Annotated in this window: 23 protein-coding genes and 2 pseudogenes; 11 read left to right on the top strand and 14 right to left on the bottom strand. The window is 66.9% G+C overall.

The annotated features are described in order from the left end of the window. The first annotated feature begins 157 nt into the window (after positions 1 to 157). The 3 genes from AC792_RS01545 (at position 158) to AC792_RS01535 (ending at position 5,437) form a co-directional block, all read left to right on the top strand. Positions 158 to 604 carry a DoxX family protein gene (locus AC792_RS01545; protein ID WP_049828832.1) on the top strand — a complete coding sequence of 149 codons (447 nt, stop codon included), beginning with the start codon at positions 158 to 160 and terminating at the stop codon, positions 602 to 604. 90 nt (positions 605 to 694) lie between these two features. Beyond that, the gene (locus AC792_RS01540; RefSeq protein ID WP_049828831.1) at positions 695 to 1,564 is read left to right on the top strand and encodes a Rieske 2Fe-2S domain-containing protein; all 870 of its coding nucleotides are present in this window, start codon (positions 695 to 697) and stop codon (positions 1,562 to 1,564) included. A gap of 132 nt (positions 1,565 to 1,696) precedes the next feature. Beyond that, a complete protein-coding gene (locus AC792_RS01535) occupies positions 1,697 to 5,437 on the top strand; it encodes a choice-of-anchor I family protein (RefSeq protein WP_049828830.1) in 3,741 nt (1,246 codons plus the stop codon). Between the two features lie 161 nt (positions 5,438 to 5,598). Here AC792_RS01535 and AC792_RS01530 read toward each other — a convergent pair whose 3' ends face one another. Together AC792_RS01530 and AC792_RS17180 are read right to left on the bottom strand one after the other, a co-directional pair. Beyond that, on the bottom strand, positions 5,599 to 5,988 hold the full coding sequence (locus AC792_RS01530; RefSeq protein ID WP_049828829.1) for a VOC family protein: 390 nt from the start codon (positions 5,986 to 5,988) through the stop codon (positions 5,599 to 5,601). Positions 5,989 to 6,098: 110 nt separating this feature from the next. Then, positions 6,099 to 6,236 (bottom strand): hypothetical protein, encoded by a 138-nt coding sequence (locus tag AC792_RS17180; protein WP_160317590.1) that lies wholly within the window; start codon positions 6,234 to 6,236, stop codon positions 6,099 to 6,101. A 73-nt stretch (positions 6,237 to 6,309) separates the two neighbouring features. On the opposite strand from AC792_RS17180, the gene AC792_RS01525 reads away from it, so the two are divergent. Continuing rightward, positions 6,310 to 7,551, top strand: a complete 1,242-nt coding sequence (locus tag AC792_RS01525; protein WP_049828828.1) for a metal-dependent hydrolase family protein — start codon at positions 6,310 to 6,312, stop codon at positions 7,549 to 7,551. A gap of 204 nt (positions 7,552 to 7,755) precedes the next feature. Here the strand turns inward: AC792_RS01525 and AC792_RS01520 are convergent, their stop codons facing one another. Next, positions 7,756 to 8,079 (bottom strand): NIPSNAP family protein, encoded by a 324-nt coding sequence (locus tag AC792_RS01520; protein WP_049828827.1) that lies wholly within the window; start codon positions 8,077 to 8,079, stop codon positions 7,756 to 7,758. A gap of 140 nt (positions 8,080 to 8,219) precedes the next feature. Between AC792_RS01520 and AC792_RS01515 the strand changes: the two genes are divergently transcribed. Both AC792_RS01515 and AC792_RS01510 read left to right on the top strand, forming a co-directional pair. Continuing rightward, entirely contained in the window at positions 8,220 to 8,996 is a 777-nt protein-coding gene (locus tag AC792_RS01515) for a ThuA domain-containing protein (protein ID WP_049828826.1), read from the top strand. Further along, on the top strand, positions 8,993 to 10,114 hold the full coding sequence (locus AC792_RS01510; protein ID WP_049828825.1) for a Gfo/Idh/MocA family protein: 1,122 nt from the start codon (positions 8,993 to 8,995) through the stop codon (positions 10,112 to 10,114). Before AC792_RS01515 ends, AC792_RS01510 begins: the two co-directional genes overlap by 4 nt. A 102-nt stretch (positions 10,115 to 10,216) precedes the next feature. Here AC792_RS01510 and AC792_RS01505 read toward each other — a convergent pair whose 3' ends face one another. The 10 genes and pseudogenes from AC792_RS01505 to AC792_RS01485 all read right to left on the bottom strand — a co-directional run bounded on the left by AC792_RS01505 (position 10,217) and on the right by AC792_RS01485 (position 19,707). Beyond that, positions 10,217 to 10,552 (bottom strand): DUF4282 domain-containing protein, encoded by a 336-nt coding sequence (locus AC792_RS01505; protein WP_082177282.1) that lies wholly within the window; start codon positions 10,550 to 10,552, stop codon positions 10,217 to 10,219. 91 nt (positions 10,553 to 10,643) lie between these two features. Then, positions 10,644 to 12,194: a sulfatase-like hydrolase/transferase gene (locus tag AC792_RS01500; RefSeq protein ID WP_049828823.1), complete on the bottom strand. Its 1,551-nt coding sequence runs from the start codon at positions 12,192 to 12,194 to the stop codon at positions 10,644 to 10,646. A 336-nt stretch (positions 12,195 to 12,530) separates the two neighbouring features. Beyond that, a pseudogene (locus AC792_RS01495) lies at positions 12,531 to 13,699 on the bottom strand (IS30 family transposase). A 75-nt stretch (positions 13,700 to 13,774) separates the two neighbouring features. Then, positions 13,775 to 14,713, bottom strand: a complete 939-nt coding sequence (locus tag AC792_RS01490; protein WP_200903342.1) for a restriction endonuclease — start codon at positions 14,711 to 14,713, stop codon at positions 13,775 to 13,777. 392 nt (positions 14,714 to 15,105) lie between these two features. After that, positions 15,106 to 15,252 (bottom strand): annotated as a pseudogene (locus AC792_RS18110) (UTRA domain-containing protein); the annotation flags it as partial. A gap of 495 nt (positions 15,253 to 15,747) precedes the next feature. Further along, positions 15,748 to 15,879 (bottom strand): hypothetical protein, encoded by a 132-nt coding sequence (locus AC792_RS17870; protein WP_268753329.1) that lies wholly within the window; start codon positions 15,877 to 15,879, stop codon positions 15,748 to 15,750. Between the two features lie 142 nt (positions 15,880 to 16,021). Then, the gene (locus tag AC792_RS18105; protein WP_442853591.1) at positions 16,022 to 16,162 is read right to left on the bottom strand and encodes a 4-hydroxythreonine-4-phosphate dehydrogenase PdxA; all 141 of its coding nucleotides are present in this window, start codon (positions 16,160 to 16,162) and stop codon (positions 16,022 to 16,024) included. A gap of 273 nt (positions 16,163 to 16,435) precedes the next feature. Next, positions 16,436 to 16,738: a 4-hydroxythreonine-4-phosphate dehydrogenase PdxA gene (locus AC792_RS18100; RefSeq protein ID WP_082177251.1), complete on the bottom strand. Its 303-nt coding sequence runs from the start codon at positions 16,736 to 16,738 to the stop codon at positions 16,436 to 16,438. A gap of 409 nt (positions 16,739 to 17,147) precedes the next feature. Next, on the bottom strand, positions 17,148 to 18,329 hold the full coding sequence (locus AC792_RS15970) for an IS30 family transposase (protein WP_082177250.1): 1,182 nt from the start codon (positions 18,327 to 18,329) through the stop codon (positions 17,148 to 17,150). Between the two features lie 589 nt (positions 18,330 to 18,918). After that, positions 18,919 to 19,707 carry an alpha/beta fold hydrolase gene (locus tag AC792_RS01485; RefSeq protein ID WP_049828822.1) on the bottom strand — a complete coding sequence of 263 codons (789 nt, stop codon included), beginning with the start codon at positions 19,705 to 19,707 and terminating at the stop codon, positions 18,919 to 18,921. A 331-nt stretch (positions 19,708 to 20,038) separates the two neighbouring features. Between AC792_RS01485 and AC792_RS01480 the strand changes: the two genes are divergently transcribed. After that, entirely contained in the window at positions 20,039 to 21,868 is a 1,830-nt protein-coding gene (locus tag AC792_RS01480) for a hybrid sensor histidine kinase/response regulator (RefSeq protein ID WP_049828821.1), read from the top strand. Here the strand turns inward: AC792_RS01480 and AC792_RS01475 are convergent. Further along, a complete protein-coding gene (locus AC792_RS01475; protein ID WP_049828820.1) occupies positions 21,862 to 22,281 on the bottom strand; it encodes a GlcG/HbpS family heme-binding protein in 420 nt (139 codons plus the stop codon). The genes AC792_RS01480 and AC792_RS01475 overlap by 7 nt on opposite strands. 175 nt (positions 22,282 to 22,456) lie before the next feature. On the opposite strand from AC792_RS01475, the gene AC792_RS01470 reads away from it, so the two are divergent. Genes AC792_RS01470 through dhaK form a run of 4 tightly spaced genes read left to right on the top strand, consistent with a single transcriptional unit; the run spans position 22,457 to position 25,793 of the window. Continuing rightward, positions 22,457 to 23,320: a class II fructose-bisphosphate aldolase gene (locus AC792_RS01470; RefSeq protein ID WP_049828819.1), complete on the top strand. Its 864-nt coding sequence runs from the start codon at positions 22,457 to 22,459 to the stop codon at positions 23,318 to 23,320. A 2-nt stretch (positions 23,321 to 23,322) separates the two neighbouring features. Beyond that, on the top strand, positions 23,323 to 24,129 hold the full coding sequence (locus AC792_RS01465) for an HAD-IA family hydrolase (protein WP_049828818.1): 807 nt from the start codon (positions 23,323 to 23,325) through the stop codon (positions 24,127 to 24,129). Then, positions 24,126 to 24,758, top strand: coding sequence for a dihydroxyacetone kinase subunit DhaL (gene dhaL / locus AC792_RS01460; protein WP_049828817.1), 633 nt, complete (start codon positions 24,126 to 24,128; stop codon positions 24,756 to 24,758). Before AC792_RS01465 ends, dhaL begins: the two co-directional genes overlap by 4 nt. A 39-nt stretch (positions 24,759 to 24,797) precedes the next feature. Beyond that, positions 24,798 to 25,793 (top strand): dihydroxyacetone kinase subunit DhaK, encoded by a 996-nt coding sequence (dhaK, locus tag AC792_RS01455; protein ID WP_049828816.1) that lies wholly within the window; start codon positions 24,798 to 24,800, stop codon positions 25,791 to 25,793. Positions 25,794 to 26,004 lie beyond the last annotated feature (211 nt).

Genomic DNA, 26,004 nt, shown 5'->3' with positions numbered 1-26,004 from the left:
GATGATGATCTCATCCCGGACGTGCGCTGAGCTGCTGGGGTTACGGACGATCCACTGGGGATTTTATCGGATCGAAGCGCCGCAGGTCTCGCGATTTGCTCCGCGGTTTCCGGAGCAGGAGGAAGTCGGACACCGCGCTGCTGCTAGGCTCCGCGGGATGACGACGACGCCCCGTACCTCCCTGCCCCGGACCGCGGCCCGCATCGGTCTCGGGGCCGCCCTCCTGTTCGCGGGGACCGCGCATCTCACCGTGGCGCGCGAGGAGTTCACGGCGCAGGTGCCGTCCTGGTTCCCGTTGGACGCCGACTTCGTGGTGCTGGCCTCCGGGGTGGTGGAACTGCTTCTCGGTGCGGCCCTGGTGGTCCTCGGGAGGTACCGCGTGCCCGTGGGCTGGGTGGTGGCGGTGTTCTTCGTGGTGATCTTCCCCGGGAACATCGCCCAGTACGTGGAGGGAACCCCCGGGTTCGGTCTCGACACCGATGCCGCACGCCTGATCCGGCTGTTCTTCCAGCCGCTCCTCGTGCTCTGGGCGCTGTGGTCCACGGGGGCCTGGCGGGACCGGAGGATGCTCTTCCCCCGAAAGCAAGCACACACCTCCGCCTGAGCGGGCGAGTCCGTTCGGGGGTGATGATCAGTATGCTTCGGATCATGGCCGATGGCATCCGATGCCTGATCCGCGACCCCAGGAGCACCCATGAAGACCCTGCGTCCCCTGCAAACCATCGAGAAGCTCGAGAACGCCGAAGCACTGGATCCGATCGCCAACCGTGCACGTGACCTCGTGCAGGCCGTGATCAAGCCCGGTGCCCTCCGCGACATCCTGCACGGCGTGCCCATCGGCCACCCCCTGCACCCCCTCATGATCCTCGTCCCCATGGGCACCTGGCTCTCCGCCGCCGTGCTGGATGCGATCCCCGGCTCGCAGAAGGCGTCGGCGATCCTCATCGGTACCGGCGTGGTCAGCGCCGCGCCCACCGCCCTCAGCGGTTGGACCGACTGGTCCGAGGGCCACGAGCAGCAGCTGCGCGTCGGCATCGTCCACGCGGCGGCCAACGGGATCGCCGTCGGCCTCTACTCCCTCTCCCTCCTCCAGCGGCTGCGCGGCAAGTCCGGCAAGGCGCTGTCCTACGCCGGCCTCGGCGTCGTCTCCGCCGGCGGGTTCCTCGGCGGCCACATGTCCTACCGGCAGGCGCTCGGCGCCAACCACGTGGAGGACGTCCCGCACCGCGTGGAGCCGGGGTGGCACGGGATCGGCGCGCTCGCCGATCTGCCCGAGGGGAAGCTGGAGAAGAAGCTGCTCGGCGAGGTGCCGCTCGTCGTCCTCCGGCGCGGGAGCGAGGTCTCCGTGCTGGCCAACGCCTGCAGCCACCTCTCCGGTCCGCTGAACGAGGGGGAGCTGAAGGACGACGGTGGCGACCCCTGCGTGGTCTGCCCCTGGCACGACAGCGCCTTCTCGCTGCGGACCGGTGAGGTGACGCAGGGTCCGGCCACGTCGCCGCAGCCCGTCTTCGAGACGCGCGTGGTAGGCGGCACCGTCGAGGTCCTGCTGCCGCACGCGGGCTGATCCCGACCGGGCGGGCCCCTTCGGCCCGCCCGGAGCCCGTCACCCAGGGTCCGCCCGGAGTTCACCTGCATTCAACGTCGGCTCCGTAGACAGGAGGGGTTGCCACTCAGCCTCGTCCAGCCCGGGAGAAGAATGCATCCGTCCAGCCCGTTCCACCGCACCGTCCGGAGAGGGGTCGCGGTCCTCGCCGCGTGCACCCTCACCGGGGCCGGTCTCCTCGCCCTGCCGGCGAGCGCCGCCGTCGTCCCGGCTCCCATCGCCTACTCGGCGGCGGACGCCGCCCTGGACCTCACGCCGATCGGCAGCTATGAGAGCGGTGTGTTCGACGCCTCTGCGGCCGAGATCGTGGCGCACCATGCCGCCACCCAGCGCCTGTTCGTGGTCAACGCGCAGCTCGGGGCCATCGACGTGCTGGACGTCGAGGACCCCACCGACCCGGTCTTCCTGTTCTCCATCGAGGTGGACGGCGTCTCCAACTCCGTGTCCGTGCGGCCGGACGGGCTCGGCGTGATCGCGGTGGAGGCCGTGCCCAAGACCGATCCGGGCTCGCTCGTCTTCTTCGACGCCTCCGGTGCCGGGGGGACGCTCGGTGCGGTGCAGGTGGGTGCGCAGCCCGACATGGTGGCCGTCTCGGCGGACGGCACCTACGCCGTCGTCGCCGACGAGGGCGAGCCGAACGACGACTACACCGTTGACCCCGAAGGGTCCGTGAGCATCGTGACGCTGCCCGAGGGCGTCGCCGCCCCGGACCAGGGCGCAGTGCGCACCGCCGGGTTCGCGGAGTTCGAGGAAGGCGGCACGAAGGAACTGCGCGGGGATGTCAGGATCTTCGCGGGCATCGACGGCGCACCGAACCCCGTGGCCGCGGGGCTGGAGCCGGAGTACGTCACGATCGACGGCGGCACCGCCTACGTGACGCTGCAGGAGAACAACGCGATTGCGATGGTGGATCTCGCCACCGCCGAGGTCACGGACGTCTGGTCCCTGGGCTACAAGGACCACGGTGTGCCCGGGAACGGGATCTCCCCCTCGGACCGCGCCCGGACCGCGGACCCGAGTGCCAACATCCGCACCTTCCCAGGGCTTCGCGGCATCTACCAGCCGGACTCCATCGACTCCTACACCGCGGGCGGTCGGACGTACCTGGTCACCGCCAACGAGGGCGACGCCCGCGAGTGGGGCGACTACGTCGAGGGTGTGCGGGTGAAGAACCTCGGCAGCGGCGGGGTCGCCCCGCTCTGCGCGGACAGCCCGCTCGCGGGTCTCACGGGCGACGCCGACCTCGGCCGCCTCAACGTCAGCACGGCCAGCGGCCTCACCGAGGCCGGCTGCTACGGCGAGCTGTACGCGTTCGGGGCGCGCTCCTTCTCCATCTGGACCCCGGACGGCACGCAGGTGTTCGATTCCGGCGACGACTTCGAGCAGATCACCGCCGCCGCGAATCCCGGGTACTTCAACTCGAACCACTCCGAGTCCAATCTCGAGGGCCGTAGCGACGACAAGGGCCCCGAACCCGAGGGCGTGGTGATCGGCGAGGTGGACGGCCGCACCTACGCATTCATCGGCTTCGAGCGGGTGGGCGGCATCGCGGTGTACGACATCACCGATCCGGCGGACAGCACCTTCGTCACCTACGTGAACAACCGGAACTTAGCGCAGTCCGGGAACGACGGCGGCAACGCCGCGGCGGCGGGCGACCTCGGCCCCGAGGGCCTCACCTTCATTCCGGCGGAGGACTCACCCACGGGGGAGCCGCTGCTCGCCGTCGGCAACGAGGTGTCCGGCACCACCACGCTGTTCGCCATCGGCTCCGCCGTCGACGCCGCCACCACCACCGTGCAGGTCCTCGGGATCAACGACTTCCACGGGCGCCTCGAGGCCAACGGTGCCGAGGCCGGTGCCGCCGTGCTGGCCGGTGCCGTCGGCCGGCTCCGCGCCGAGAACCCGAACACCCTGTTCGTCTCCGCGGGTGACAACATCGGCGCCTCCACCTTCACCTCCTTCTCGCAGGACGACACCCCTACCATCGACGCCCTCCGCGTAGCCGGGCTCGACGCCTCCGTGGTGGGCAATCACGAGTTCGACCGCGGGTTCGCCGATCTCACCGAGCGCGTGCTGCCCGGCTACGGCGGCACGCAGTTCGGACTCGGCGCCAACGTGTACAGCGCCGCCACGGGAGAACCCGCCCTGGACGAGTACTACATCCAGGAGGTCGACGGCGTCCGCGTGGGCTTCATCGGCACCGTCACCGAGTCCACGCCGTCGGGCGTCACCCCCACCGGGATCGCCGGGCTGACGTTCGGCGACCAGCTGGAGGCCGCCAACCGGGTGGCCGCACAGCTCAAGGACGGCGACCCCGCCAACGGTGAGGCCGACGTCCTGGTGCTCCTGACCCACGAGGGTTCCGCGTCCACGGACTGCGACGCCATCGGTGCGGAGACCACCGACTTCGGTGAGCTGATTCGCGGCGCGGACGCCGGGATCGACGCGATCCTCTCCGGCCACACCCACCAGCAGTACAACTGCTCCTTCCCCGTGGAGGGGTGGGACGGCGAGCGCGAGCGGCCCGTGCTGCAGACCGGGCAGTACGGCACCACCCTGGACCAGCTGGAGATCGAGGTGGACCGCGAGGACCGCTCGGTCGTGTCCGTCACCTCGGCGCTCCTGCCGCTCACCGAGACCGTGGGCGAGGGCGACGACGAGGAGACCCGCCCGCTGTACCCGGCCGATCCCGCCGTCGCGGCGATCGTCGCCGCAGCCGTGGACTCCGCCGAGGTGGAGGGCGCCAAGGAGGTAGGCTCCATCACCGCGGACATCCTGCGGGGCGGGACCAACGGCTCCGACCGCGGCGTCGAGTCCTCGCTCGGCAACCTGGTGGCCGACATGCAACTCTGGGCCACGTCGAACGAGAACCTCGGCGGCGAGCCGGCGCAGATCGCGCTGATGAACCCCGGGGGTCTCCGCGCCGACCTGCTGTTCGGCGAGGACGGCACCACCACGTACCGCGACGTCGCCAGTGTGCAGCCGTTCGCGAACACCCTGTTCCTCATGGACCTCACCGGCGCGCAGCTGAAGCAGGTGCTCGAGGAGCAGTGGCAGCCCGAGGGTTCCACACGGCCCAAGCTCCACCTCGGCGTCTCCGAGGGCTTCGGCTACGCGTACGATCCCGGGGCGGCCCGCGGCGAGCACATCCTCTCGATGACGTTCGAGGGCGAGACCATCGCCGACGACGACGTCCTCCGGGTCACCGCGAACTCCTTCCTGGCCGCCGGTGGGGACAACTTCACCACCTTCGCCGAGGGCACCGATCGTGCGGACAGCGGGCAGATCGACCTGATCGCCTCGGTGGAGTACTTCGAGGAGTTCGGCACCGTGGAGCCTGCTCCGCTGGGCCGTGCGGCGCTCGCCGGGGACACTGCACCGACGCCTGACCCTGAGCCGACGGACGGCTCGACGCCGGACCCTGAGCCGACGGACGGCTCGACGCCGGAGCCGACGCCGACCGACGGGTCCACACCGGACCCCACCTCGACGCCGATCCCGGAAGCGACGGACGGGCTCACCTCGGAGCCCACCCTGTCCCCGGGCACCGGTGGCGGTCCCGGGGCCGGGGACGGCTCGGGCGTAGGTGGTGGAACCGACGACGGCGCCAACACCGATACGGGCAGCAACACCGGGACGGACAACGGCTCCGACAGCGGGACCGACCGGGACGACGCCGCCTCCTTCCCGCCGGGCGGCTACCTCGCGAACACCGGTGCCGATGTGCTGCTGATTGCTGGCACCGGTCTGGCTCTGGCCCTGCTCGGCGGGCTGGTGCTCCTCCTCCGCCGTCGTCGGCACGATGTGGAGGACGAGCTGCCCACCAGCTGACGCAGGAACATAATCAGGAAGGCCCGGCTCTTCGAGTGCCGGGCCTTCCTGGTCGGGGACCCGGTGCACGTCCGCTGCACCGGGTCCCCGCCCTCGGCCGAACGGCCGCGGAGTCGCTCCGTGGGACCGGTTCGCCGGGTCTCGCGGACAGATACGGGAGCTCAGCCCCTGTACTGCGCCAGCTGCAGGAGATTGCCCACGGTGTCGCCGAACACCGCCAGTACCACGGTGCCCAGGTCGGTGGGCGGCTGGGTGAAGGACACGCCCAGTGAGATCAGCCGCTCGTACTCCGCCTGCACGTCGTCGACCCCGAGCACGCAGTAGGGCAGCCCATCAGCCAGGAGCGCATCCGTGAACGGCACCACGGCGGGGTGAGCCTTAGGCTCGAGCGAGATCTGCGTCCCGTCGGGTCGCTCGGGGTCCGCGACGGTCAGCCAGCGGTACTCACCCAGGGGCACGTCCGCAGCGACCACGAAGCCGAGTTTCCCGGTGTAGAAGTCCAGCGCCCGCTGCTGGTCGTCCACGAAGATGCTCATGGTCTGGAGTTTCATCGTCGGTCCTCTCACTCGGTGTCACGTGTCGGTCGGATGCCCGCCTGGACACGAACCATAACGCCGTCGCCTCCGCGAGGGAATCGGATCAGCGCCTGGGCCGGGTCTGGTCAGGCGCCGGGTGCCTGCCGGCTGAGCGCCGGTTCGGGTCGAGCGCCGTCGTCATCCGCCGAGGGTGAGCGGCGCGTGAGCAGGCTGACCACCACGCGCATCGCCGTGGCCGGGAAGCACGATGATGACAGTGGCATCGACGTCGTACTTTCGGCTGATTGCTGAAATCATCGGGACAAACTCGTGCCGCACCAGCCTCTGAGGAGCACCATGCCCGAGATCCACCACTTACACATCTCGAACGCCACCGTCCTGGACATCGCCGCGGGGACCACGTCCCCGGGGCAGAGCATCCTCGTCGCGGACGGCGTGATCACCTGGGTGGGCCCTGCATCCGAGGTTTCCGTCCCCGCAGATGCGCGGACCATCGACGCCGCGGGCAGGTACGTGATGCCCGGGCTGATCGACGGCCACGTCCACGTGACGGCGGCGACTGCGGATCTCGGCGCCATGGCGGAGTGGTCGCCCACCTACGTGGCCGCCCACACCGCCCGCACCATGAAGGCCATGCTGCACCGCGGCTTCACCACGGTGCGCGACGTCGCCGGAGCCGACTTCGGTGTGGCCGCGGCCGTGGAGGAGGGGCTCTTCGAGGGCCCGCGCGTGATCTTCGGAGGCAAGGCACTCTCGCAGTCCGGCGGCCACGGGGACATGCGCTCCCGCGGCGGCAGCATGCTGGACCCGCACCAGTGCTGCCCGTCCATCGGCGTGGTGTGCGACGGCGTCGACGCCGTCCGGAAGGCCGCGCGCGACCAGCTGCGCACCGGCGCCCACCACATCAAGATCATGCTCTCCGGCGGGGTGGCGTCCCCCACGGACCGCGTGGACTCCACCCAGTTCTCCGAGAGCGAGATCCTCGCCGTCGTCGAGGAGGCCGAGGGCTCCAACCGCTACGTCTGCGGCCACGCGTACACCGCGAGGGCCGTGAACCGCGGTCTCCGCCTCGGCGTGAAGTGCATCGAGCACGGAAACCTGATCGACGACGAGAGCGTGCGCCTCTTCGTGGAGAAGGACGCCTACCTGGTGCCCACGCTCATCACCTACGAGCGCCTGAAGGCCGACGGCGAGGCCGCCGGGCTGCCCGCGGCCAGCCGCGAGAAGGTGGACACCGTGCTGCACGCCGGGCTCGAGGCCCTGGACCGCGCCAACAAGGGCGGGGTGAAGATCGTGTTCGGCTCGGACCTGCTCGGGTCCATGCAGGTGCACCAGAGCTCCGAGTTCCGCATCCGGGCGCAGGTGCAGACCGCCCAGGAGGTGCTGCGCTCGGCCACCCTCACGGCCGCGGAGCTGATCGGCATGGAGGGGAAACTCGGCGTCGTCGCTCCCGGGGCGCTCGCCGACCTGCTGATCGTGAACCGGAACCCGCTCGACGACGTCACGGTGCTCGCCGATCCGGAGTCCTCGATCAACGCCGTCATCCAGGGCGGGCGGATCGTCAGTTCGAAGGGCTGACCCGACGTCGCGCCACGTATGCGCCGCCGAGGGCTGCTTGAACCCGGCCACCGCCGGGTTCAAGGGTTCCGGTGTCGTTGTGCCCTGCGGTTTCACGGCCACAACGGCACCCACGCCATCTGCAGGCATCTGGCCCGACCGGCATCATGGGCCCGAGCAAGTGCTCTCCGGACCAGCCTCATGGAACACGCAACTACCCGAGAACTACCGCACTTCCGCGATCGGGTGCAGGTCCGTGGCCTCCAGGAACACCGATTCGATGCTCGCCGTCAGGGGGCCGTCCACCTCCGAGGCCTCCTTCGCCGTGGTCCAGCGCGGGTCGGACGCGAAGGCCGTCCAGTTGTCCTTGGGATCGCCGTCGTGCTGCAGCAGGTACACGAGCACCTCGGGGCGGTCCACGGGGATCCAGTAGCCGAGGCTCCTCATGTCGTGCTCGGTGAACAGGGCGATGGTGTTGCTGCGGAACCGCTCCATCAGGGCGTCCATCCTGCCCGGCGTGGCGGTGTACGTGCGCAGTTCGTAGGTCATGGTGCTCCCGGGGTGTCGAGGGTGAGGGCTCACCCACCAGCATAGGACGGCGGCTCCACAGGGATCGCCGGGCCCTGTCCCGCTCCTACTGAACCGGTTAGGCTGGCGGGAGTTCCGCATTCCCCGCTGAAGGAGACACCGTGACCAGCACCGAACCCCTGCGCGTCCTCGTCTGGGGCGAGAACCGCCACGAGCAGGTGGAACCGAAGGTCGCGAAGATCTACCCGCACGGCATGCACGCCACCATCCGCGCCGGCATCGAGGAGAACCTGGGGGAGCGGGCGAGCGTCAACACGGTCACCCTGGACGATCCCGAGCACGGCCTCACCGAGGACGTCCTGCAGAACACCGACGTCCTGGTGTGGTGGGGGCACGCGGCCCATGCGGAGGTGGAGGACCACGTCGTCGAGCGCGTCCACCGCCACGTCCTCGCCGGCATGGGCCTGGTGGTGCTGCACTCCGGGCACTGGTCCAAGATCTTCGGGAAGCTGATGGGCACCTCGTGCACCCTGCGGTGGCGCTCGGAGGCGGACCGCGAGATCGTGTGGACCGTGGATCCCACCCACCCGATCGCGCAGGGTGTACCGCACCCGTTCATCATCCCGGAGCAGGAGATGTACGGGGAGTTCTTCGACATCCCTGCGCCGGACGAGCTGATCTTCCTCAGCACCTTCAGCGGCGGTGAGGGGGTCCGCAGCGGCTGCACCTTCAAGCGGGGCTTCGGGAAGATATTCTTCTTCAGCCCCGGCGACCAGGACTACCCGGTGTACCACCACCCGGACGTGCGCCGCGTGATCGCCAACGGCGTGGAGTGGGCTCGAACCCTGCGCCCTGAGCGCACCGACCCGGTGCTGCTGCGCTACGAGACCGGGGACTTCCGCACCGGTCACGGCTACCAGGGGGCGATCCCGGGATGAGGACCTTCCGGACGCTCGATACCGGCGTACCCCTGCGCGTGGTCCAGGTGGGTGCGGGCGGCATGGGCAAGGCGTGGATCCGGACCCTGCAGGCCAACGACGACGTCGACCTGGTGGGTCTCGTGGACCTGGACCTCGACACCGCGCGGGCCGCCGTGGAGGAGTTCGGGCTCGACGGCGTGGAGCTCGGCACGAGTGTGGCGGAGGTGGCGCGCGCCACGGGTGCCACCGCCGTCGTCAACGTCACGGTCCCCGCCGCGCACCATCCCGTGAACGTGGAGGCCCTGTTCGCCGGGCTGCCGGTATTGTGCGAGAAGCCGGTGGCGCCCACGGTGGCGGAGGGGCTGCAGCTCGCCGCGGCGGCCGAGGTCAGCGGGGAGCTGCTGATGATCAGCCAGTCGCGCCGGTACGTCCGCGGGCTCACGCGGCTGAAGGCGCTCGCCGGGGAGCTCGGGGACGTCGGCGTGGTGACCACCGAGTTCTTCAAGGCCCCGCACTTCGGCGGCTTCCGTGAGGAGATGGCGCACGTGCTGCTGGTGGACATGGCCATCCACCCGTTCGACGCCGTGCGCTTCCTCCTCGACCAGGACCCGGTGTCCGTGTACTGCGAGGAGTTCAACCCCTCCTGGAGCTGGTACCGCGGGAACGCCGCAGCGACCGCCGTGTTCACCATGAGCGGCGGTACCCGCCACGTGTACACGGGGAGCTGGTGCGCGGGCGGCCTGGAGACGTCGTGGAACGGGGCCGGGCGGGGGGACGGGGCCGGCGGGTCGGCCGTGTGGGACGGCGAGGGGGGGCCGGTGGCGGAGCTGCTCGCGAGCGCTGCCACTGCGGAGCCGGCCACGCCCGAGGGGGAGATCGCCGGCGCGCTGGTGGACTTCGTCGCGGCGCTGCGGACCGGGGAGACGCCGTCGGGGGAGGTGCACTCGAACGTGCTGAGCCTCGCGATGGTGGAGGCCGCCGTGCGGTCGGCGTCCACCGGGCGGCGGGTACTGATCGACGACGTCGTTGAGGACGCGTACCGGGGAGCCGTCGGCACGGGGCGGCGGGCGGGCGTGGGCGCGGTGCTGGAGAGCTGGGGTGCAGCGGGGCCGCACGTGGGCGGGCCGGGCTCGTAGGCGCCTGCGGACGTCGTCGTCCAGCCCCTGCCAAAGCAAGGAGACCCACCGCGGACCGTGCTGCGGTGGGCCTCCTCGGTCCCATCGGTGAGCCGGCTGCGTTCAGTAGGTGGGAGGGGTCGGCGGGTAGCTGGGAGGGGTCACCCCACCCGGTGCCGTGCCACCGGAGCGGCGGACCAACTCGCCGGTGTTCTCCGCGGTGCGGATGGTGGCGATCAGCGACTCCAGCCCCACGCGCGCGAGCACGAGGTAGAAGAGGGCGAACAGTGGCCCGACCACCAGGAGCACCACGACGCCGAACGCCGTGCTCGCCTGGAACGCGGTGACCACGAAGAGGAGGTAGGACACCGCGATCACCGCCATGACGAGCAGGTAGACGATCTTCGCGATGCTGGGTGCTACGAACGTGGTGAAGGAGAAATCGAACAGTGCTTTCATGGTCCCCGTACTCCTGGTGTGGTTGGTGAGCACGACTGTAGTGCTCCGAACCGCGTGACGAAACGGGTGCCACACCGGGTGAACGGGGTTCCTACCGGTCGCTGCCGCCGACCGCCCAGGCCTTCCCGTAGAACCGCGGTGAGAGCGATCTGACCAGGTCGCCGTAGTGCTCGGACCCCAGCGCCTGCGCCGAGTGCCCCGGGATCTCCTGCGCGAAGGCGGAGACGCCAACGCCCGCCTGCCGCTCCTCCGGATCGAGACCCACCGCCTCCAGGATGGTGGGGAGCATGTTCAGCTGGTCCACGCCCGGCCGGAGGGGAGCCGTCCCGTCCGCGCCCGGGACCCGGATACGGTTGAACACGGTGCGGTTCGGGTGGTCGCCGAGCTGCTCGTGGAAGGCATCGCCCGCGGACATGTGCTTGAGGTGGTCGCCCATGATCACCACGGCGGTGTCCTCCAGGTACCCCTCGACCTCGAGGTGGTCCACGAACTCCGCCACCAGGTCCATCGAGCAGGCGAACACGGAGGTGACCACCTGCTCCGTGTCCACGCTGCAGTAGTCGTAGACGGTCACCGGTTCGTGGGTGTCCAGGGTCAGCACGGACAGGTTGAACGGGTCCCCGGTGCGCTCCGACTCCGCCCGCAGCTCCCTGAGCCGGGTCTTGGCCTGCTCCAAGAGACGCTCGTCGCTCAGTCCCCAGTCGCTGCGGAAACTGCTCTCGGGCTCCCCGGCCGCGCGCCAGTCTGCGAGCCCCCTCACCTCGGAGTACCCGTGGGTCTCCAGGAAGGTGCTCTTCCCCGCGAAGGAGGAGTTCGCGCCGCCGAGGAACACGTTCGTGTAGTCGTGCTCGGCCAGCACGTCCCCGAGGCAGGTGAGCCCGTCGAGGTAGGTGTCGCCGTCGTCCTCCACCGGAGCTGCCGAGCCGCTGTCCGTGGATGAGCTCGCGCCCTTCAACGGGACACCGCACTGGGTGGAGACGAGGCCGGCCATGGTCCAGTTGCCGCCCTCGTACTGCTGGAAGTCCTCCACGCTCCGCCAGCCGTCGGCCTCGCGGGTGGCGTCCTTCAGGGTGGCGAAGGCGTCCTTCTCGAACAACTCGTCATCGGCGAGGGTGGCCTCACCGGATTCGAGGTAGATGAGCACCAGGTTGCGCTTCTGCGGTCCGGCGGTGACGGCGGGCTCCACGTAGTAGTCGTCGAGGTCCTGATCTGACTGGGCCGCGCGGATGTACTCCCGCACGCCCACCGTGGTGGAGAAGGCCGTGGCGCCGGTGACCACCAGCGTGGCCACCAGGGCGGTGGAGACGGTGCGGCGGATCCAGGGGCGGCCCGGTGCGGCGCGATCCTCGCGGCGGGAGGTACGACGACGTCGGATGTCCCAGAAGGCTATCGCCGCGGTGACCAGGAGGGGTGCCACGCCGACGCCGAGGATGCCGATCCACACGATCGGCCCGCCCCCGCCGTCGGTCTCCACGGAGACGAGGTTCAGGCGCATCTGGTTCACGGAGATGGTGCCCCAGAAGTGGCGGATCCCCACTGCCGCGACGAGGAGGGTGAGCCCTGCCCAGATCAGCACGTAGGTCAGGATCCCGGCCACGACGACGCCGGTTCGGCGGGCGGCATGGAGTACCGGACCGGACATGGCAGCACCTCGCGTTTCGGGATCCGGAGGCCGGTCAGTATGCAGGCCTGGGATCGGGCCCGTCCTCGGGCGTGGAAAGATCAGAGCTTTAACGGTACCCGTTCATGTCCAGTACACCTGAAATTCATGCCTGCTCGAGCTGCGGGAGGAGGTTCCGCACTGGAGAGCAGCGCTCATTGTGGTCGCCGACGTTCCCAGGAGTGGGTTCCGACTCAGGCGTTGAAAGTGCAGGGTGCCGTGGATCTTCCCGTCAGGTTCGCAAGGGCTCGCGAAATAGCGAAAGCCTTCCAGCACGTTCCCTCGCTGTACCTAATGGACATCGGCGGATTCTGGCGGTCATTGCAACAGGAGGTTTTCGATCAGTTCGATCGGCTTCTGAAACCCTAGTCTTTTCCGTGGCCGGTCATTGAGCTCAGCCGCGATCCAGTCGAGGTCGGTTTCGCTGTGGACGCTCAGGTCGGTGCCTTTCGGCATGTACTGCCTGAGCAAACCGTTCGTGTTCTCGTTGATACCTCGCTGCCAAGGCGAGTGCGGATCACAGAAGTAGATCTCAATTCCGGTATCCATCTTCACGGACTTCCACTCCCGCATCTCCGTGCCCTGGTCCCAGGTCAGGGAGTGCCGCAACGCCTCCGGCAACGTCTTGATCTTCGCGGTCAACGCGTCCCGCATCTGCTCAGCCTTATACCCATCGGGCAGGTGGACGAGCATCGTGTAATTGGTGCTGCGCTCCACCAGGTCCCAACCGCGGACAGGTTCCCTTTCCCGATGATCAGATCGCCCTCCCACGCACCGGGCACCGCACGGTCCTCGACGTCCTTGGGTCGCTCGGAAATGTTGATCATGTCCGGCACCCGATTCTTACGCTGCCCGGCCTTCCGGCACGGCCGTCTCACCGCCCTGCCGGTGCGTAAACACGCGCTCAGATCACGTTTCAACGCCCCCCGGGATTGCACGTAGAGGGACTGGTAAATGGTCTCCGGGGACACACGCATCTCCGTTTGCTCGGGGAACTGGCGTCGTAGTCGCCCGCTGATCTGCTCGGGTGAGTACTTCTTCCTCAGGTCAGCTTCCACCCTCGCACGCAGACCTACGTTGGTATTCAGCTTCGCCGGCTTCGGCCGAGACGCCCGCTCGTACGCCATGACGTGCGCGGTCGTCGCCCGATACGGCACCCCGGGCCGACTGTTCCGGGCCAACTCTCTCGAGACCGTCGAGGCTGATACCCCGATGACCACCGCGATCTGCCGCAAGGACAGGCCCTGAGCGCGTAGGACCGCGATCTCCTCCCGCTGCGCGAACGACAAGCACCGTCCCTTCAGATCCCTGCCCCTGCGGGGTCGGACACCGCCGGCCTCGGCCAGTACCCGGCGCCCGGTACGCCTGCTCGTCCCGAGCGGAACGACAGCGTCCGTGATGAACTCACCAGCCTGCATGCCCGCCCAAAACACCTGCAGCAGATCCGGTCTCAGATAGATCGAGTAGCCCGCCATATCAACACCCATTCGCTAAGTGTTGCAATCACCGCAAGAACCCAAGCATCGTGTTGTGGGTGGACGGGATCGAACGTAGTTGAGCGCCTACTCGAAGAAGTCCTCGTCGACTTCCACAACGGTGTACACCTTTGCGGTCTGTACCCCGACCGAGTGACGGATCATCAGGTTCGTGAGCTGTTTGCCGTCGATCAGGATGATGCGTGTCGGGATAGCGTGGGCGTAATCGAGGGCTTGAGTGGAGAACTTACTCGTGGTGATGAAAACACCACGGGTGGCGCCGCGTCCGGCAAGCGCTCCGACGAAGGCTTGGATCGCCTCTCGCCCCACGGTGGATTCCGGCGCATAGCGCTTAGCTTGGATGTAGATCTGGTCAAGTCCAAGGGCATCCTGATCGATGACCCCGTCCACACCGCCATCGCCGCTTCCTCCGATGCGCCGACCGCGGTTGTCCGCGCCGCCGTATCCCATGGCGAGGAGTAGCTTCACCACGGCTTCCTCGAAGAAGTCAGGATGACGCTGGTGGAGCCGCTTTAGGAGGTCCGTGGCCACGTCGGCTCGCAGGAGTTCGATGCCACTCTCGATCTGCTCTGTGGGATCCAGTTCAGAGCTCTCATCGATCTGTCCGCGAGGGGTGGTGCTCACCGAGACGTTCTGGCGACGTGGTTCGTAATCGTTGTATGCCGGTATGGCTCGGAGGATTTCCTTGGTGATGTGTCCCGTATGAGTAGCAAGTAGACGTTGACCGACCTCGGTGATCGTGAAGCGTCCCCGTTCAGGTTTTGCCACCGCTGTTGCCCGTGTCAGGTCCGACATCGCCCAGCCGACACGGTTCTCCACGCTCGACTGTCCTGATGCGAGGAGGATCTCGCGCTGGCCCATCGGAACGGCTTGCTCATCCAGCACATTGGCAATCAGCTCACGCCTCGTCCTCGTCCTCCCGTCAGAGAGAACTTCGAGCACAGGTCGCATGAACTCGTACCACTTCGGCATCGCTGTGCTGGCGGTGGTTTCGACGTCGGACATGATGGGTCACCTTGCTCGCGATGGAAGGCTGCTACTGATCAGGGGCGAAGTATCAGCACCGTTTTCTTCGACCCTAGTAGACGCCGCTCCGATCGGACATTGGTACCTTATTAGCCAAGTTCAGTAGGTCACCATTGAGCCGGCGAGCTATCTCTGCCACCGATTCGATCTTCTCAATGCACGATGTTAGTGATCGCATGCTGATGGACGCCGTCGCTTCCAGCTCGATGTTGATGTCGCACACCACATGGTCTGGGTGGTGGTACGTCGAGAAAACTTCTACCGAAGTACCGTCTTGGTGGTAACTCATCCCCTCGAGCAGGAGCGTGAGAGAGCCGATATTCAGCCGGTACAGCTGCAGGCTGTTGCTGTTGCACCGGCACCATTCTGATCTACCGCTTCCCGGAGGTGATCTGCACGCCGTACTTCTCATTGAGCACGGCGTGCCATGAAGCGTCGGTGAGGACCTCGGTTGTCAGAACGGAGAAGGCAGGCACAGGGAGTGAGGTGTGAATAATGGCGATAGGTACACCATCGGCCGAGTATAAACACTAGAGAAATAGAACCCACCGGTAATGAGGGCCGCGGGGGCGGAGTCAGCGTTCCGCACCGTTATAGACAGCACCTCGGTCGGGACATGCGCTCCGGTGCTACCGAGTTACGTGGACAACCCGGAGGGGTGCTTCCGCCGAGGGGCCACGGTGCTGCCGCGTCCGCGCTCGATCAATCCCTCATCGGCCAGCACCCCGAGTGCCTGCTGCACTATGGAACGGGAAACGCTGCACGTCGTCTACAGCTGGGTTTCGCAGGGTAGCGATATATGCGACTGGAGTGAGTGGTTCAAAATCTGGGTAGATAGGTATCCGCCGAGCTAGAGATGCAGAGGTCCGCCGGTGTCGAGCGCCCGTTCCGGACTATCGGGTACTGGCATGATGATCTGCTCAGATTCACGAGCGGTGGTTGAGAATTCCCCGAAAGACATTGACGCGCAATGATCGGAGTCAGTCCGACGACGATGCCCGGGTATTAGGGCATTAGATATCCTTGCTGTCATCCGCTGCCGAGTCGTCATCGTCCTCGGTCACCTTGCCGTCGTGGACCTGTTTGAGCTTGATGCCTTCGAGGAAGCTGGGAATAGGCGGGTCCTTCTCTTCACGGTTCGTCATGGGTTCGATCCTAGGTGTGGTGTGTCCTGCGGGCGCGTAACGACGACGGCGGGGCGGGCAACATGTTGTCCACCCGGCGCACCGCTACTTCTGCGCGGTCCGGCTAGATATGGTTTTACCCCGGCGCCAGGGCAGCAGCTCGCTACACGGACAGCACGAGGCTGGCCTGGTGGGAGACGCCCTGGTCAGCGATATCGAACGCTGTGCCGTGGTCTATCAAGACGTAGATGACGGGCAGGTCGACGGTAAGGTTAACGCCGTTGTCGCCGTAGACCGCCTTCAGATTGCGTGTCCATGGTCGTGATGGCGGGCGATAACCATATTCAATGTGCCCTTAGCCGCGGTGGAAATGAGTGCGTCCGCGGAGTTGAGCTCGTGAACATTGACGCCTTTGCACGGGCAGCGGCCACGGAGGGTCAAGGATGCCGGCGTTCTCTTTTTCAAACAGGCGGTTCGCACCTGCGTGCGCGTTGAGGCCAGCAAAACCAGTTGGGTCATCCGGGTTATCTGGGGTCCTCATAAATGCGCCGATAAGTTTGATCACGTTCGTGGTGCGCTACGGCGTTACGTCCTTAATGGGCAGCTGCAGGGAGACACGCGTGGTCGGGTGCAAAAAGTAGAGGTCAGATGTAGACAGGACGAGGTTGAAGTTTTTCACCCAGAACTCGTGCGCGAGCAGCTCCATGTGTCCGGGCCACTTGTGCCCATGGGCGTTCGTAACAGGCTTGTTAGGTGACGCGGTAATGATGCCCTGGACCTTGCCCTCGCCGGTCAGTTGATAGACCTGTATGACGAAGCGGTAGGAGCCGTAACCCGCGGTAGGGCTGAGTAAGCCGAGTTTCGCATCCGCTAACGACAAGCCGGTCTACAGGAGTTCAATGACGCCAAGCTCGTCGGTCGCGTCCTCGAACGAGGACAGCACGTGGACCATTTCTAGGTCGCCACCCATGTTGCTGCCGCTCTGGTCCAAAGTAGCCTCGTTGCCAATACTGATGAGCCCGCGCCCCTGTCGGGCGTCGTGCCCAGCGGCGACTTCGTAGTGACTTTCACAACGACGTTACCGAAGCTTCCACTAGGTCGCTGTCGAAGCGACCCAGCTCGCTCGGCTGACCGTGATACGAACGTGACCGAGAGTTGTCTCCGAACCTACCCCGCTGTCATAACTTCGACCATTCACTTATGAAGCATGGTAGTGAGACGCCAACTGACTTGTGACGGCGGGGGAGAGGTAGTGTCTCGACGTAGTGTGTCACATCCCATTGGCGGTTTCAGAGGGTCGTCGCAACAGACGGTTCCGGTGAGTTCAAGAGTAGCTTTTCGAGTGATGCGGCCGGTGTGATTCCGCTGAGGGTCTTACGGGGTCGTTGGTTGAGCTCGGTGGCCACCTCGAGAAGGTGTTCAGCGCTGTGAGCGTTGAGGTTGGTCCCCTTGGGAAAATACTGACGCAGCAGCCCGTTTGTATTCTCATTCGACCCCCGCTGCCATGGCGAGTGGGGATCGCAGAAAAAGATTGCCATATCGGTGGCGAGCGTAACCTCGCGGTGGCGGGCCATTTCGGTGCCCTGGTCCCAGGTCAGTGATCTGCGCAGGTGGGCCGGCAGTGTGCTGATCGTGGCCACGAGGCCGTCACGGACATTCTCCGCGCTGTGCCCATCCGGTAGATGCACCAGCATCAGATAGCGGGTGGTTCGTTCGACAAGGGTGCCGATCGCAGAACCTGATGCGGAGCCGACGATGAGATCACCTTCCCAATGCCCTGGCACTGCCCTGTCGGATGCTTCGGCGGGGCGTTCACTGATCATAATTTTGTCGCGGATACGTCCTTTCGAGGTGAAATGCAGGCCGCGGGGCTGGCGGACAGCCCGCCCGGTTCGCAGGTGTCGGTGCAGGTCAGCGCGCAGGTGTCCGCGGCCTTGGACGAACAGGGACTGGTAGATCGTCTCGTGGGACACCTGCATTTCCCTCCGCCCGGCGAACACCCGTTTCAAATCATCACTGATTTGTTGTGGTGACCAGTTCTTCCGTAGCCGTTCCTCAACTACGGCAACCAACCGAGGGTCGGTGAGCTTGCCCGGTTTGGGCCTAAGGGCTCGCAGATCACATCGTTTCTGCGCTGCGTAGGGGCGGTAAGCGCCGCTGTTCTGCCTGCTGTTGCGGTGCAGCTCCCGGGAAATTGTCGATGGTGCCCGGCCGAGTTCTTTGGCAATACGCCGAACGCCCGCACCGGCCAGGCGCAGGTCCGCGATCTTCAGCCGGTCGTCCTGGCTCAGATACCTCCCCGATTGCGGTCGCTCCCCGACGGGGAACCGGCCTCCCGCTGCTTTGATCCACCGATAGCCCTGGCTTCTATGCACCTTCACAGCTTCACATGCCGCTCCGGCCGTGTAACCCTGCCGAAGGAGCTGCCAAAACCGATCATGTCGATCCCTCGAAGCCTGATTTCCACCCACAACAACACCTCATCGAATAGGTGTTGCAACGACCCCTTGAAGCCAACCTTGGATGTAAGACGTTTACGTATGTTAGGGAGGGTGTCTCGACGAAGTTATAGGTTACGGAAGAGGATGAACAGCTCGGGGAGACGTAGCACTCGAAGTGCCTTCACGGCTTTTGTGGAGGGTGGAGTTAATACAGGACTTCGCCCTCTAGATCAATATCCTTTACTGGTGAGATCCCGAAATCTCACAATTCCCAGGCTTTAATCAGCATCCACATTATAATTTCCCTTGTGTTGTGCATAATGAGATTAGATCACTTTTGGTCACCATTCATACCTTCAGGGCACGAAGTGCGCAATCTGCTTGACAAGGAGCTGACGGATAAACAGATTGCCGCGCGCGCCGAGATCTTTGCTAGAACAATCAGTAGATGGGCACAATGCCGCGGAAGAGCGAAATCCAGAATTGTGTTACGTCGGTCGGGCTGCGGTAATAGCACCGGGCGACGGCGAAATCCATCTAGGTGTAAGTGCCCGCACTCAGCTTCTGTACTGAGGTGTCATCAGCACGCAGGCCAGGTGTGTGGCTCAAAGGATAATTACTACGACCCAGCAGCGGTGGCGTCGAGAATGAACCGGGCCGTCTCCTGCGGCTGGTCCCAGTGCGGGAAGTGCCCGCAGTCCTCGAAGACGTGCAGGGTGGCGTCCGGGTAGAGCGACATGGCGACGGCGGCCTCACTGAGCGGGGTGACCCTGTCCGACCGGCCCCAGCCGAATGTCAGCGTGCCCTTGATCATCCCCTGTGGCGCGCCTGCCTGGCGCGGTCCGTGCGCGAGCGACTTACGCGCTTCGTCGAGACTGGGCGAGGAGGCGAATCCGCGGAGCTCTGTCAGGACGAGGTCCGGGTCGAGCTTCCACGGGGCCGCGGAGAACTGGGCGAGCAGCATCGTCCGGCCCGCAGCCTGCTGGACCAGTGACGGCAGGACGGACTGGAGGCGCCGTACCAGCGCGATGGACGCGGTAATGCTGCCGTTGAAGATGCGCACCTGAGTGTCGTTCCAGAATCCTCCGGGATCGAGGGCGACAGCGTTCCCGGCATGACCCCGCCGCGCCAGTTCGACCACCATCCGTGCGCCCATCGAGCTTCCGACGATATCGGCATCGCGCAGGTTCTCCTGCTCGAGGAACTGGTCGAGGGCGTCCGTGAGGGTCGTGATGGTCACCTCGCCCGCGAGCGGCTCGCTGCCCCCGAACCCGGGGACATCGACGGCGATGACCTCACGCTGACCCTGTAGGAGGGGGAGGATGGGATCCCAGTTGCGGAGGCTCGAGCCGAGCCCGTGCACGAGGACGAGTGGTTTTCCGGTGCCGGTCCGTTCGGTGTTCAACATTGTGGGTCCTTCCGTAGCCAGCGAGGAGACTCAGTCTATGCCGATCGGTTCCCGGGACCTTCTGCCGGGCAATATCGTCTTCTTCGAGGAGGGGTCCGGTTCCGGCGGGAGCTTGATGGCATTACAACGATGCTCGTTACCATCGACCGGACCGTCGAGTGGGACGCGCCAGGTGGAGACGGTCGAGTCCGGCAGGCCGCCCCGTGCCCAGCCGTCGACCACGGTGACGAGTGGTTGGCAGCTTTATCGGGAGGACGTCGAATCGAACCGCCAGCTATCCTGAAGGCCCGGATGCAGTGTCGCGCCGGGTTGCCGGAGACAGGTGTCGTCCATGCCGCAGCTTCCCCCACCGAACCAAATCCCACCGAGCGATGCTTCGCTCTCCGAACTCGACCGCATCACCGAGCTCGCCGGTGACCTAGCCGGTCGGTTCGAGCTGGTCCCGCTCCTCGAACGCGTGCTCGGACACGCCGTCGCGCTGCTCGACTGCGAGAGCGGCTCCATCTCGATCGTCTACGAGACTGAGGGGTACTACCGTAAGGAGGTGGACCGCGGTGTCGGCTGCCACCAGGGCCGCACGTTCCCGCTGACCGAGGGCCTCACCGGGCAGATCGTGGCCACCCGCGGCACGGTCATCCTTGACCGCTATGCCTCGGTGGCCGTCGGGCACATCGACCCCGCGGACCCGCGCTGGGGAAGCGCTGTCATTGGGGTCCCCATCCTGTGGGACGGCACCATCATCGGTACCTTCGCCATCTTCAGCAACGGGCCCGGCCGGGTCTTCAGCACAGCCGACGCCTCCCTGGTGGAACTGTTCGCCAATCATGCCGCCATCGCGATCATGAACGCCCGGCTCCACCAGGCAGCCGCCGACCGTCAGCGCGAAGTGGCTGTCGCCGCTGAACGCGAACGGGCGGTACAGGCCGTCCATGAAACCATCGGGCGGTCCCTCGGCTCGGTCCTGCTGCACCTCGACCGTGCGGACAAGGCGACGCCGGGTGGCTCGCCCGCTATCGAGTACATCGACTCCGCCCGCGTGCTCGCCCACGAGGCACTCTTCGAGACCCGGCGCACCGTGCTGGGCCTCGCGCCGTCGAGCCTCGTGGGCAGCACGCTCGAGGAAGCGGTCAGAGCAGAACTCGACCGCGTGGGCAGCAGCTACCCCATCGACCTGACACTGCTCGTCACGGGGCAGCGGCACGAGCCGGCGCCCGTCGTCGCCCATCAGCTGTTCATGGTGATCCAGGAGGCCGTGACCAATGTGGTGGCCCATGCCCACGCGACCACCTGCCGGGTCGGGATCTTCTACGACACCACCGGCATGACCGTGGTGGTCGAGGACAACGGCCGGGGATTCGAACGCCCGGGTGCAGGGGAAAGGATCGGAACTGCACAGAGCAGCCGCTTCGGTCTCCACGGGATGGCGGCACGTGCCCATTACCTGAGGGGTGAACTCCTCGTGGAGTCGACGCCGGGCTGGGGCACCAGCATCCGCGCGCAGGTGCCGTACTCATCCAACGGCGATACTTCCTGGGAACGCTGGAAGGTGGTCGTCGCCTGTGCCCAGCCTCTTATCCGCGCCGGGCTCGTGCGGCTGCTGGTAACCTCCGAGCCGTCCGTCCAGGTGCTCGGCGAGCTCGCCACCCTCAGGGACCTCACCGAAGCGGTGTCCCTACTGCAGCCGGACATGATCGTCCTCGACGAGGCACTGCTCGGCCAGTACGCCGAGACTCAAATGTCCAGCGGGGACACCGTTGAGCGGCCCATCGTGGCCGTCGTCGACCATCCGACCGACGAGCAACTGGCGACGGCGGCATCGTCGGGAGTGCGAGGGTTCATCTCGCTGTCCTCGACGCCCGCGGAGGTGGCGCGCGTCGTCGTCGCCGCTGCCCGCGGCGACGCCCTGCTGGACGGGGCGATGTTCACCCGCCTCGCCGAGACACGGCAGACGGCCGAGCCGGTGTCGACCGCAGCCCACCTCACCGCACGCGAGTTGGAGGTACGAGAATTACTGGCCGAGGGGCTGGCGGACAAGCAGATCGCCATTCGCCTCGGGATCTCCGTCAAGACCGTTGAGAAGCACGTGGGCGCGATGCTCCGGAAGACCGGCGCACGTAACCGCACCATGCTGGTGCCCCTGCAGCAGGATTCGTATCAGTAAGCGGCGACACCCGCCTCGGCCACTTCCTGGTCCTGCTCGATGGTCCCGGTGGAGACACCGATGGCGCCCATGATGCTGCCGTCGCGTACCAGTGGGATGCCGCCGGGGAACACCGCGAGGCGTCCGCCATGCGCGTCGCTCAGTCCGTAGATGGGGCCGTCCTGCCGGGTGATGCCCTGCAGATTGCCGGTCTCGCACTGGAAGGCGATGGAGGTGTAGGCCTTGTTGATCGAGATGGTGATGCTGCCGATGTTCGCGCCGTCCATCCGCACGTGGGCCTTCAGGTTGCCGCCGGCGTCCACGACGGCGATGTCCATCGGCTGGCCGATCTCCGTGGCCTTCGCCGCGGCGGCGTCGATCACGCGGCGGGCTTCCTCGGAGGTGATGGTCTCGAGCACTGATCCCTGGGGCATGAGGGTGTCCTTCGTCGTCGAAGTGGGTGGCCGGGTAGCCGCGGCCCCCTCAGCCACGCGCGTCCGCCGCTGACGAGGTGGTGATTACCCCCAGGGGGGAGGGCGGGAGAACCCCCATACCCAGCACGGCCCCGCCCACCTAGCGTGGGGGTCAGCCCGACCAGGAGGAATCATCATGGCCGTTGTACCGCTGAAAGACATCGTCGACCCCGCATTCGAGGCACGCTACGGGGTGCCCGCCATCAACATCTTCAACGACCTCACCATGGAGGGCGTGCTCGCCGGCGCCGTGGAGGCGAACTCCCCGGTGATCCTGCAGACCTCCGTGAAGACCGTGCGCAGCATCGGCTCCCGCGTGCTCTTCGACATGTGGCAGTCGATGACGCGCGGCATCGAGGTGCCCGTCACCCTGCACCTGGACCACTGCCCGGACCGCGACGTCGTCACCGAATGCCTGAAGGCCGGCTGGAACTCGGTGCTGTTCGACGCCTCCAACCTGCCCGTCGAGGAGAACCAGCGCCAGACCGTCGAGGTCGTGGCCGAGGCCCGCAGTTACGGCGCCCAGGTGGAGGGCGAGATCGAGGCGATCACCGGCGTCGAGGACGACCACGGCTCTGACGAGGTCTCGAAGCAGCAGAGCCTCGAGGTGGCGCTCGCCTTCATCGACGCCACAGGGATCGACGTCTTCGCACCCTCGATCGGCAACGCCCACGGCAGCTACAAGGCGGCCCCCGTGCTCGACGTCGACCGCGTCACGCAGATCGTCGAGGCGCGGAACGTGCCCATCGCCCTGCACGGCGGCAGCGGGCTCAGCGCCGAGCAGTTCGCCGACCTCATCGCCCGTGGCTGCGCGAAGGTCAACATCTCCACGGCTCTCAAGGAGCAGTACATGCAGTCCAGCCTGACGTTCCTGAAGCAGGCGGAGCAGAACAGCAAGTGGGATCCGCCGTCGCTGTTCAAGCACACCCGCTCCGACGTCGTCGCGATGGTCACCGACCTCTGCGAACAGTTCGGCAGCGCGGGCAAGGGCGGCCGCTGACCATGCCGGCCCTGATCTTCGACTGCGACGGCGTGCTCGCCGACACCGAGCAGTACGGCCACCTCCCCGCCTTCAACCGGACCTTCGCCGACTTCGACGTCCCCGTGCAGTGGAGCGTCGAGGAGTACGCGGAGAAGGTGAAGATCGGCGGCGGCAAGGAGCGGATGCGGAGCATCCTCACCCCCGATCTGACCGACTCCCTCGGACTGCAGGACGACGATGCCGTCGACGCCGCGATCCTCTCCTGGCACAAGCGGAAGACCGAGGTCTACAAAGGCCTCGTCGAGAGCGGTGTCATGCCGGCCCGTCCCGGCATCGCGCGCATCGTCCAGGAGGCGCACGACGCCGGCTGGACGCTCGCCGTCGCCTCCACCTCCGCGGAACCCGCCGTCCGCGCCGTCCTCACGCACGCCGTCGGGGAATCGCTCGCCGAGCACTTCGCAGTGTTCGCCGGGGACGTGGTGCCCGCGAAGAAGCCCGCACCGGACATCTACCTGCTGGCCCTGCAGGAACTTGGGGTGTCCGCCGACGACGCGATCGTCGTCGAGGACAGCAGCAACGGGTTGCGCGCCGCCCTCGGAGCGGGCCTCCGGACCGTGGTCACGGTCAGCGGTTTCACTCGCGAGGAGGACTTTACGGGCGCATCGCTGGTGGTCGGCTCCCTCGGGGATCCCGACGGCGAGCAGGCGGAGGTCCTCGCCGACCCGCACGACGCCCACCCCTCCGGCGTCGTCACCCTCGCAACCCTGCAGGCGCTGCTCGCAGCCCCAGCCCCTTCCCCTCAGACCACTGAAACGGAGACCCCATGAGCGCCACCGATCTCGCCGACGTCGAATACGCAGTGCGCTCCCTGGCGCAGACGGCCGTGGAGAAGGAGAAGGAGTTCGGCGACCTCGACGCCGTGGTGGGCGACGGCGATCTCGGCTACTCGCTCGCGCGCGGCTTCGAGAAGGTCCTGGCGGACTGGGACTCCTTCAAGCGCGACGACGTCGCCACCTTCCTGCAGCAGATCGCCCTGGCCATCTCCAGCAGGATCGGCGGGACCTCCGGGCCGCTGTGGGGTACGGCCTTCCTGCGGGCCTCCGCCGCGGCGAAGGCGACGGAGACGATCGACGGTGCCGCCGTCGTCGCCATGCTCCGCGGCGCCACCGACGGCATCAAGGCCCGCGGCAACGCCGACCTCGGCGACAAAACCCTGCTGGACGCCCTGATCCCGGCGACCGACGAACTCGAGCGGCAGCTCGCTGCGGGGGCGTCACCGGAGGACTGCCGGTCGGCATTCGCCACGATGACCCGCGAGTGCGCCGATGCGACGTCGAAGCTGGAGGCCAAGCGCGGCCGCGCCAGCTACAGCGGAGAGCGCAGTATCGGCTCGCCCGACGCCGGGGCGGTGGCCGTGGCGATCATCGTCGAACGCATCGTGGCCGACTGGCCCTGACCTTCCCAACACCCCTACTCACAACGACGTGGAGACCTCATGAAGAAGTTCGTCAACGATCCGCAGCAGTTCGTCCCGGAGATGCTCGAGGGCCTCGCGCTCGCGAACCCGGACACCCTGAAGTACGTGCCCGAGTACAACCTGATCATGCGTGCCGACGGCCCGGACCAGAACAAGGTGTCGATCGTGCAGGGCTCCGGCTCTGGGCACGAGCCGGCGCACGTGATGATCGTGGGCAAGGGCATGCTCGACGCCGCCTGCCCGGGCGACGTGTTCGCCGCGCCGCCGTTCGACTACGTGTACGAGACCATGAAGCTCATGGCCTCACCCAAGGGCGTGCTGCTGCTGGTCAACAACTACACGGGCGACAAGATGGTGTTCGAGATGGCACAGGAGATGAGCTCCGCCGAGGGCATCGAGGTGAGGACGCTGTTCATCAACGACGACGTCTCCGTGGAGGACTCCACCTACACGATCGGCCGCCGCGGCGTGGCAGGCAACTTCTTCGTCATCAAGGCCGTCGCCGCGGCTGCCGAGCGCGGAGCCGACCTCGACGAGGTCATCCGCATCGGCGAGAAGGTGAACTCGGTGACCCGCACCATGGGCGTCGCGCTCACCGCGTGCACCCCGCCGGCCAAGGGCAGCCCCCTGTTCGAGCTCGGCGAGGACGAGATCGAGATGGGCGTCGGGATCCACGGCGAGCCGGGACGCCGCCGGGCGAAGATGATGCCCGCCAACGAGATCGTCGAGGAACTCCTGGCGCCGGTGGTCAAGGACCTGCCGTACGGCGACGGCGACCGCGTGGCCCTCATGGTCAACGGCCTGGGCGGTACCCCGATCAGCGAGCTGTACGTGCTGTACGGGCAGGCGCACAAGCGCCTCGCGGAGCAGGGCATCAGCGTGGGCCGCAGCTACGTGGGGGAGTACTGCACGTCCCTGGACATGGCGGGTGCCTCCATCACCCTGGTGAAGCTCGACGACGAGATCGAGTCGCTGCTGCTGGACCCGGCAGAGATCCCGATCCGCACGTTCTAGGTTCCGGTGCACGACGGCGGGGGGGGGCCCATGGGGGCCGGGCCCCGCCGCTCTTCGGGGGTCGGGCGGACCGGGGGGGCTCCCTCCGCGGCCGCGGGGGCGGGGGGGGTGGGCGCCCGGGCGGGGGGGGCCGGGGGGGGGGGGGGGGGGGGGTGGGGGCCGGGTCGCGGTCACATCTCCCGCCGCAGGCGCCGACCCGGGGGAGGTGGCC

Source organism: Arthrobacter sp. RIT-PI-e, from assembly GCF_001187915.1.
Lineage (GTDB): Bacteria > Actinomycetota > Actinomycetes > Actinomycetales > Micrococcaceae > Arthrobacter_D.
Note: the sequence above shows the minus strand (reverse complement) of the source record. Positions and strands in the feature narration are given on the sequence as shown.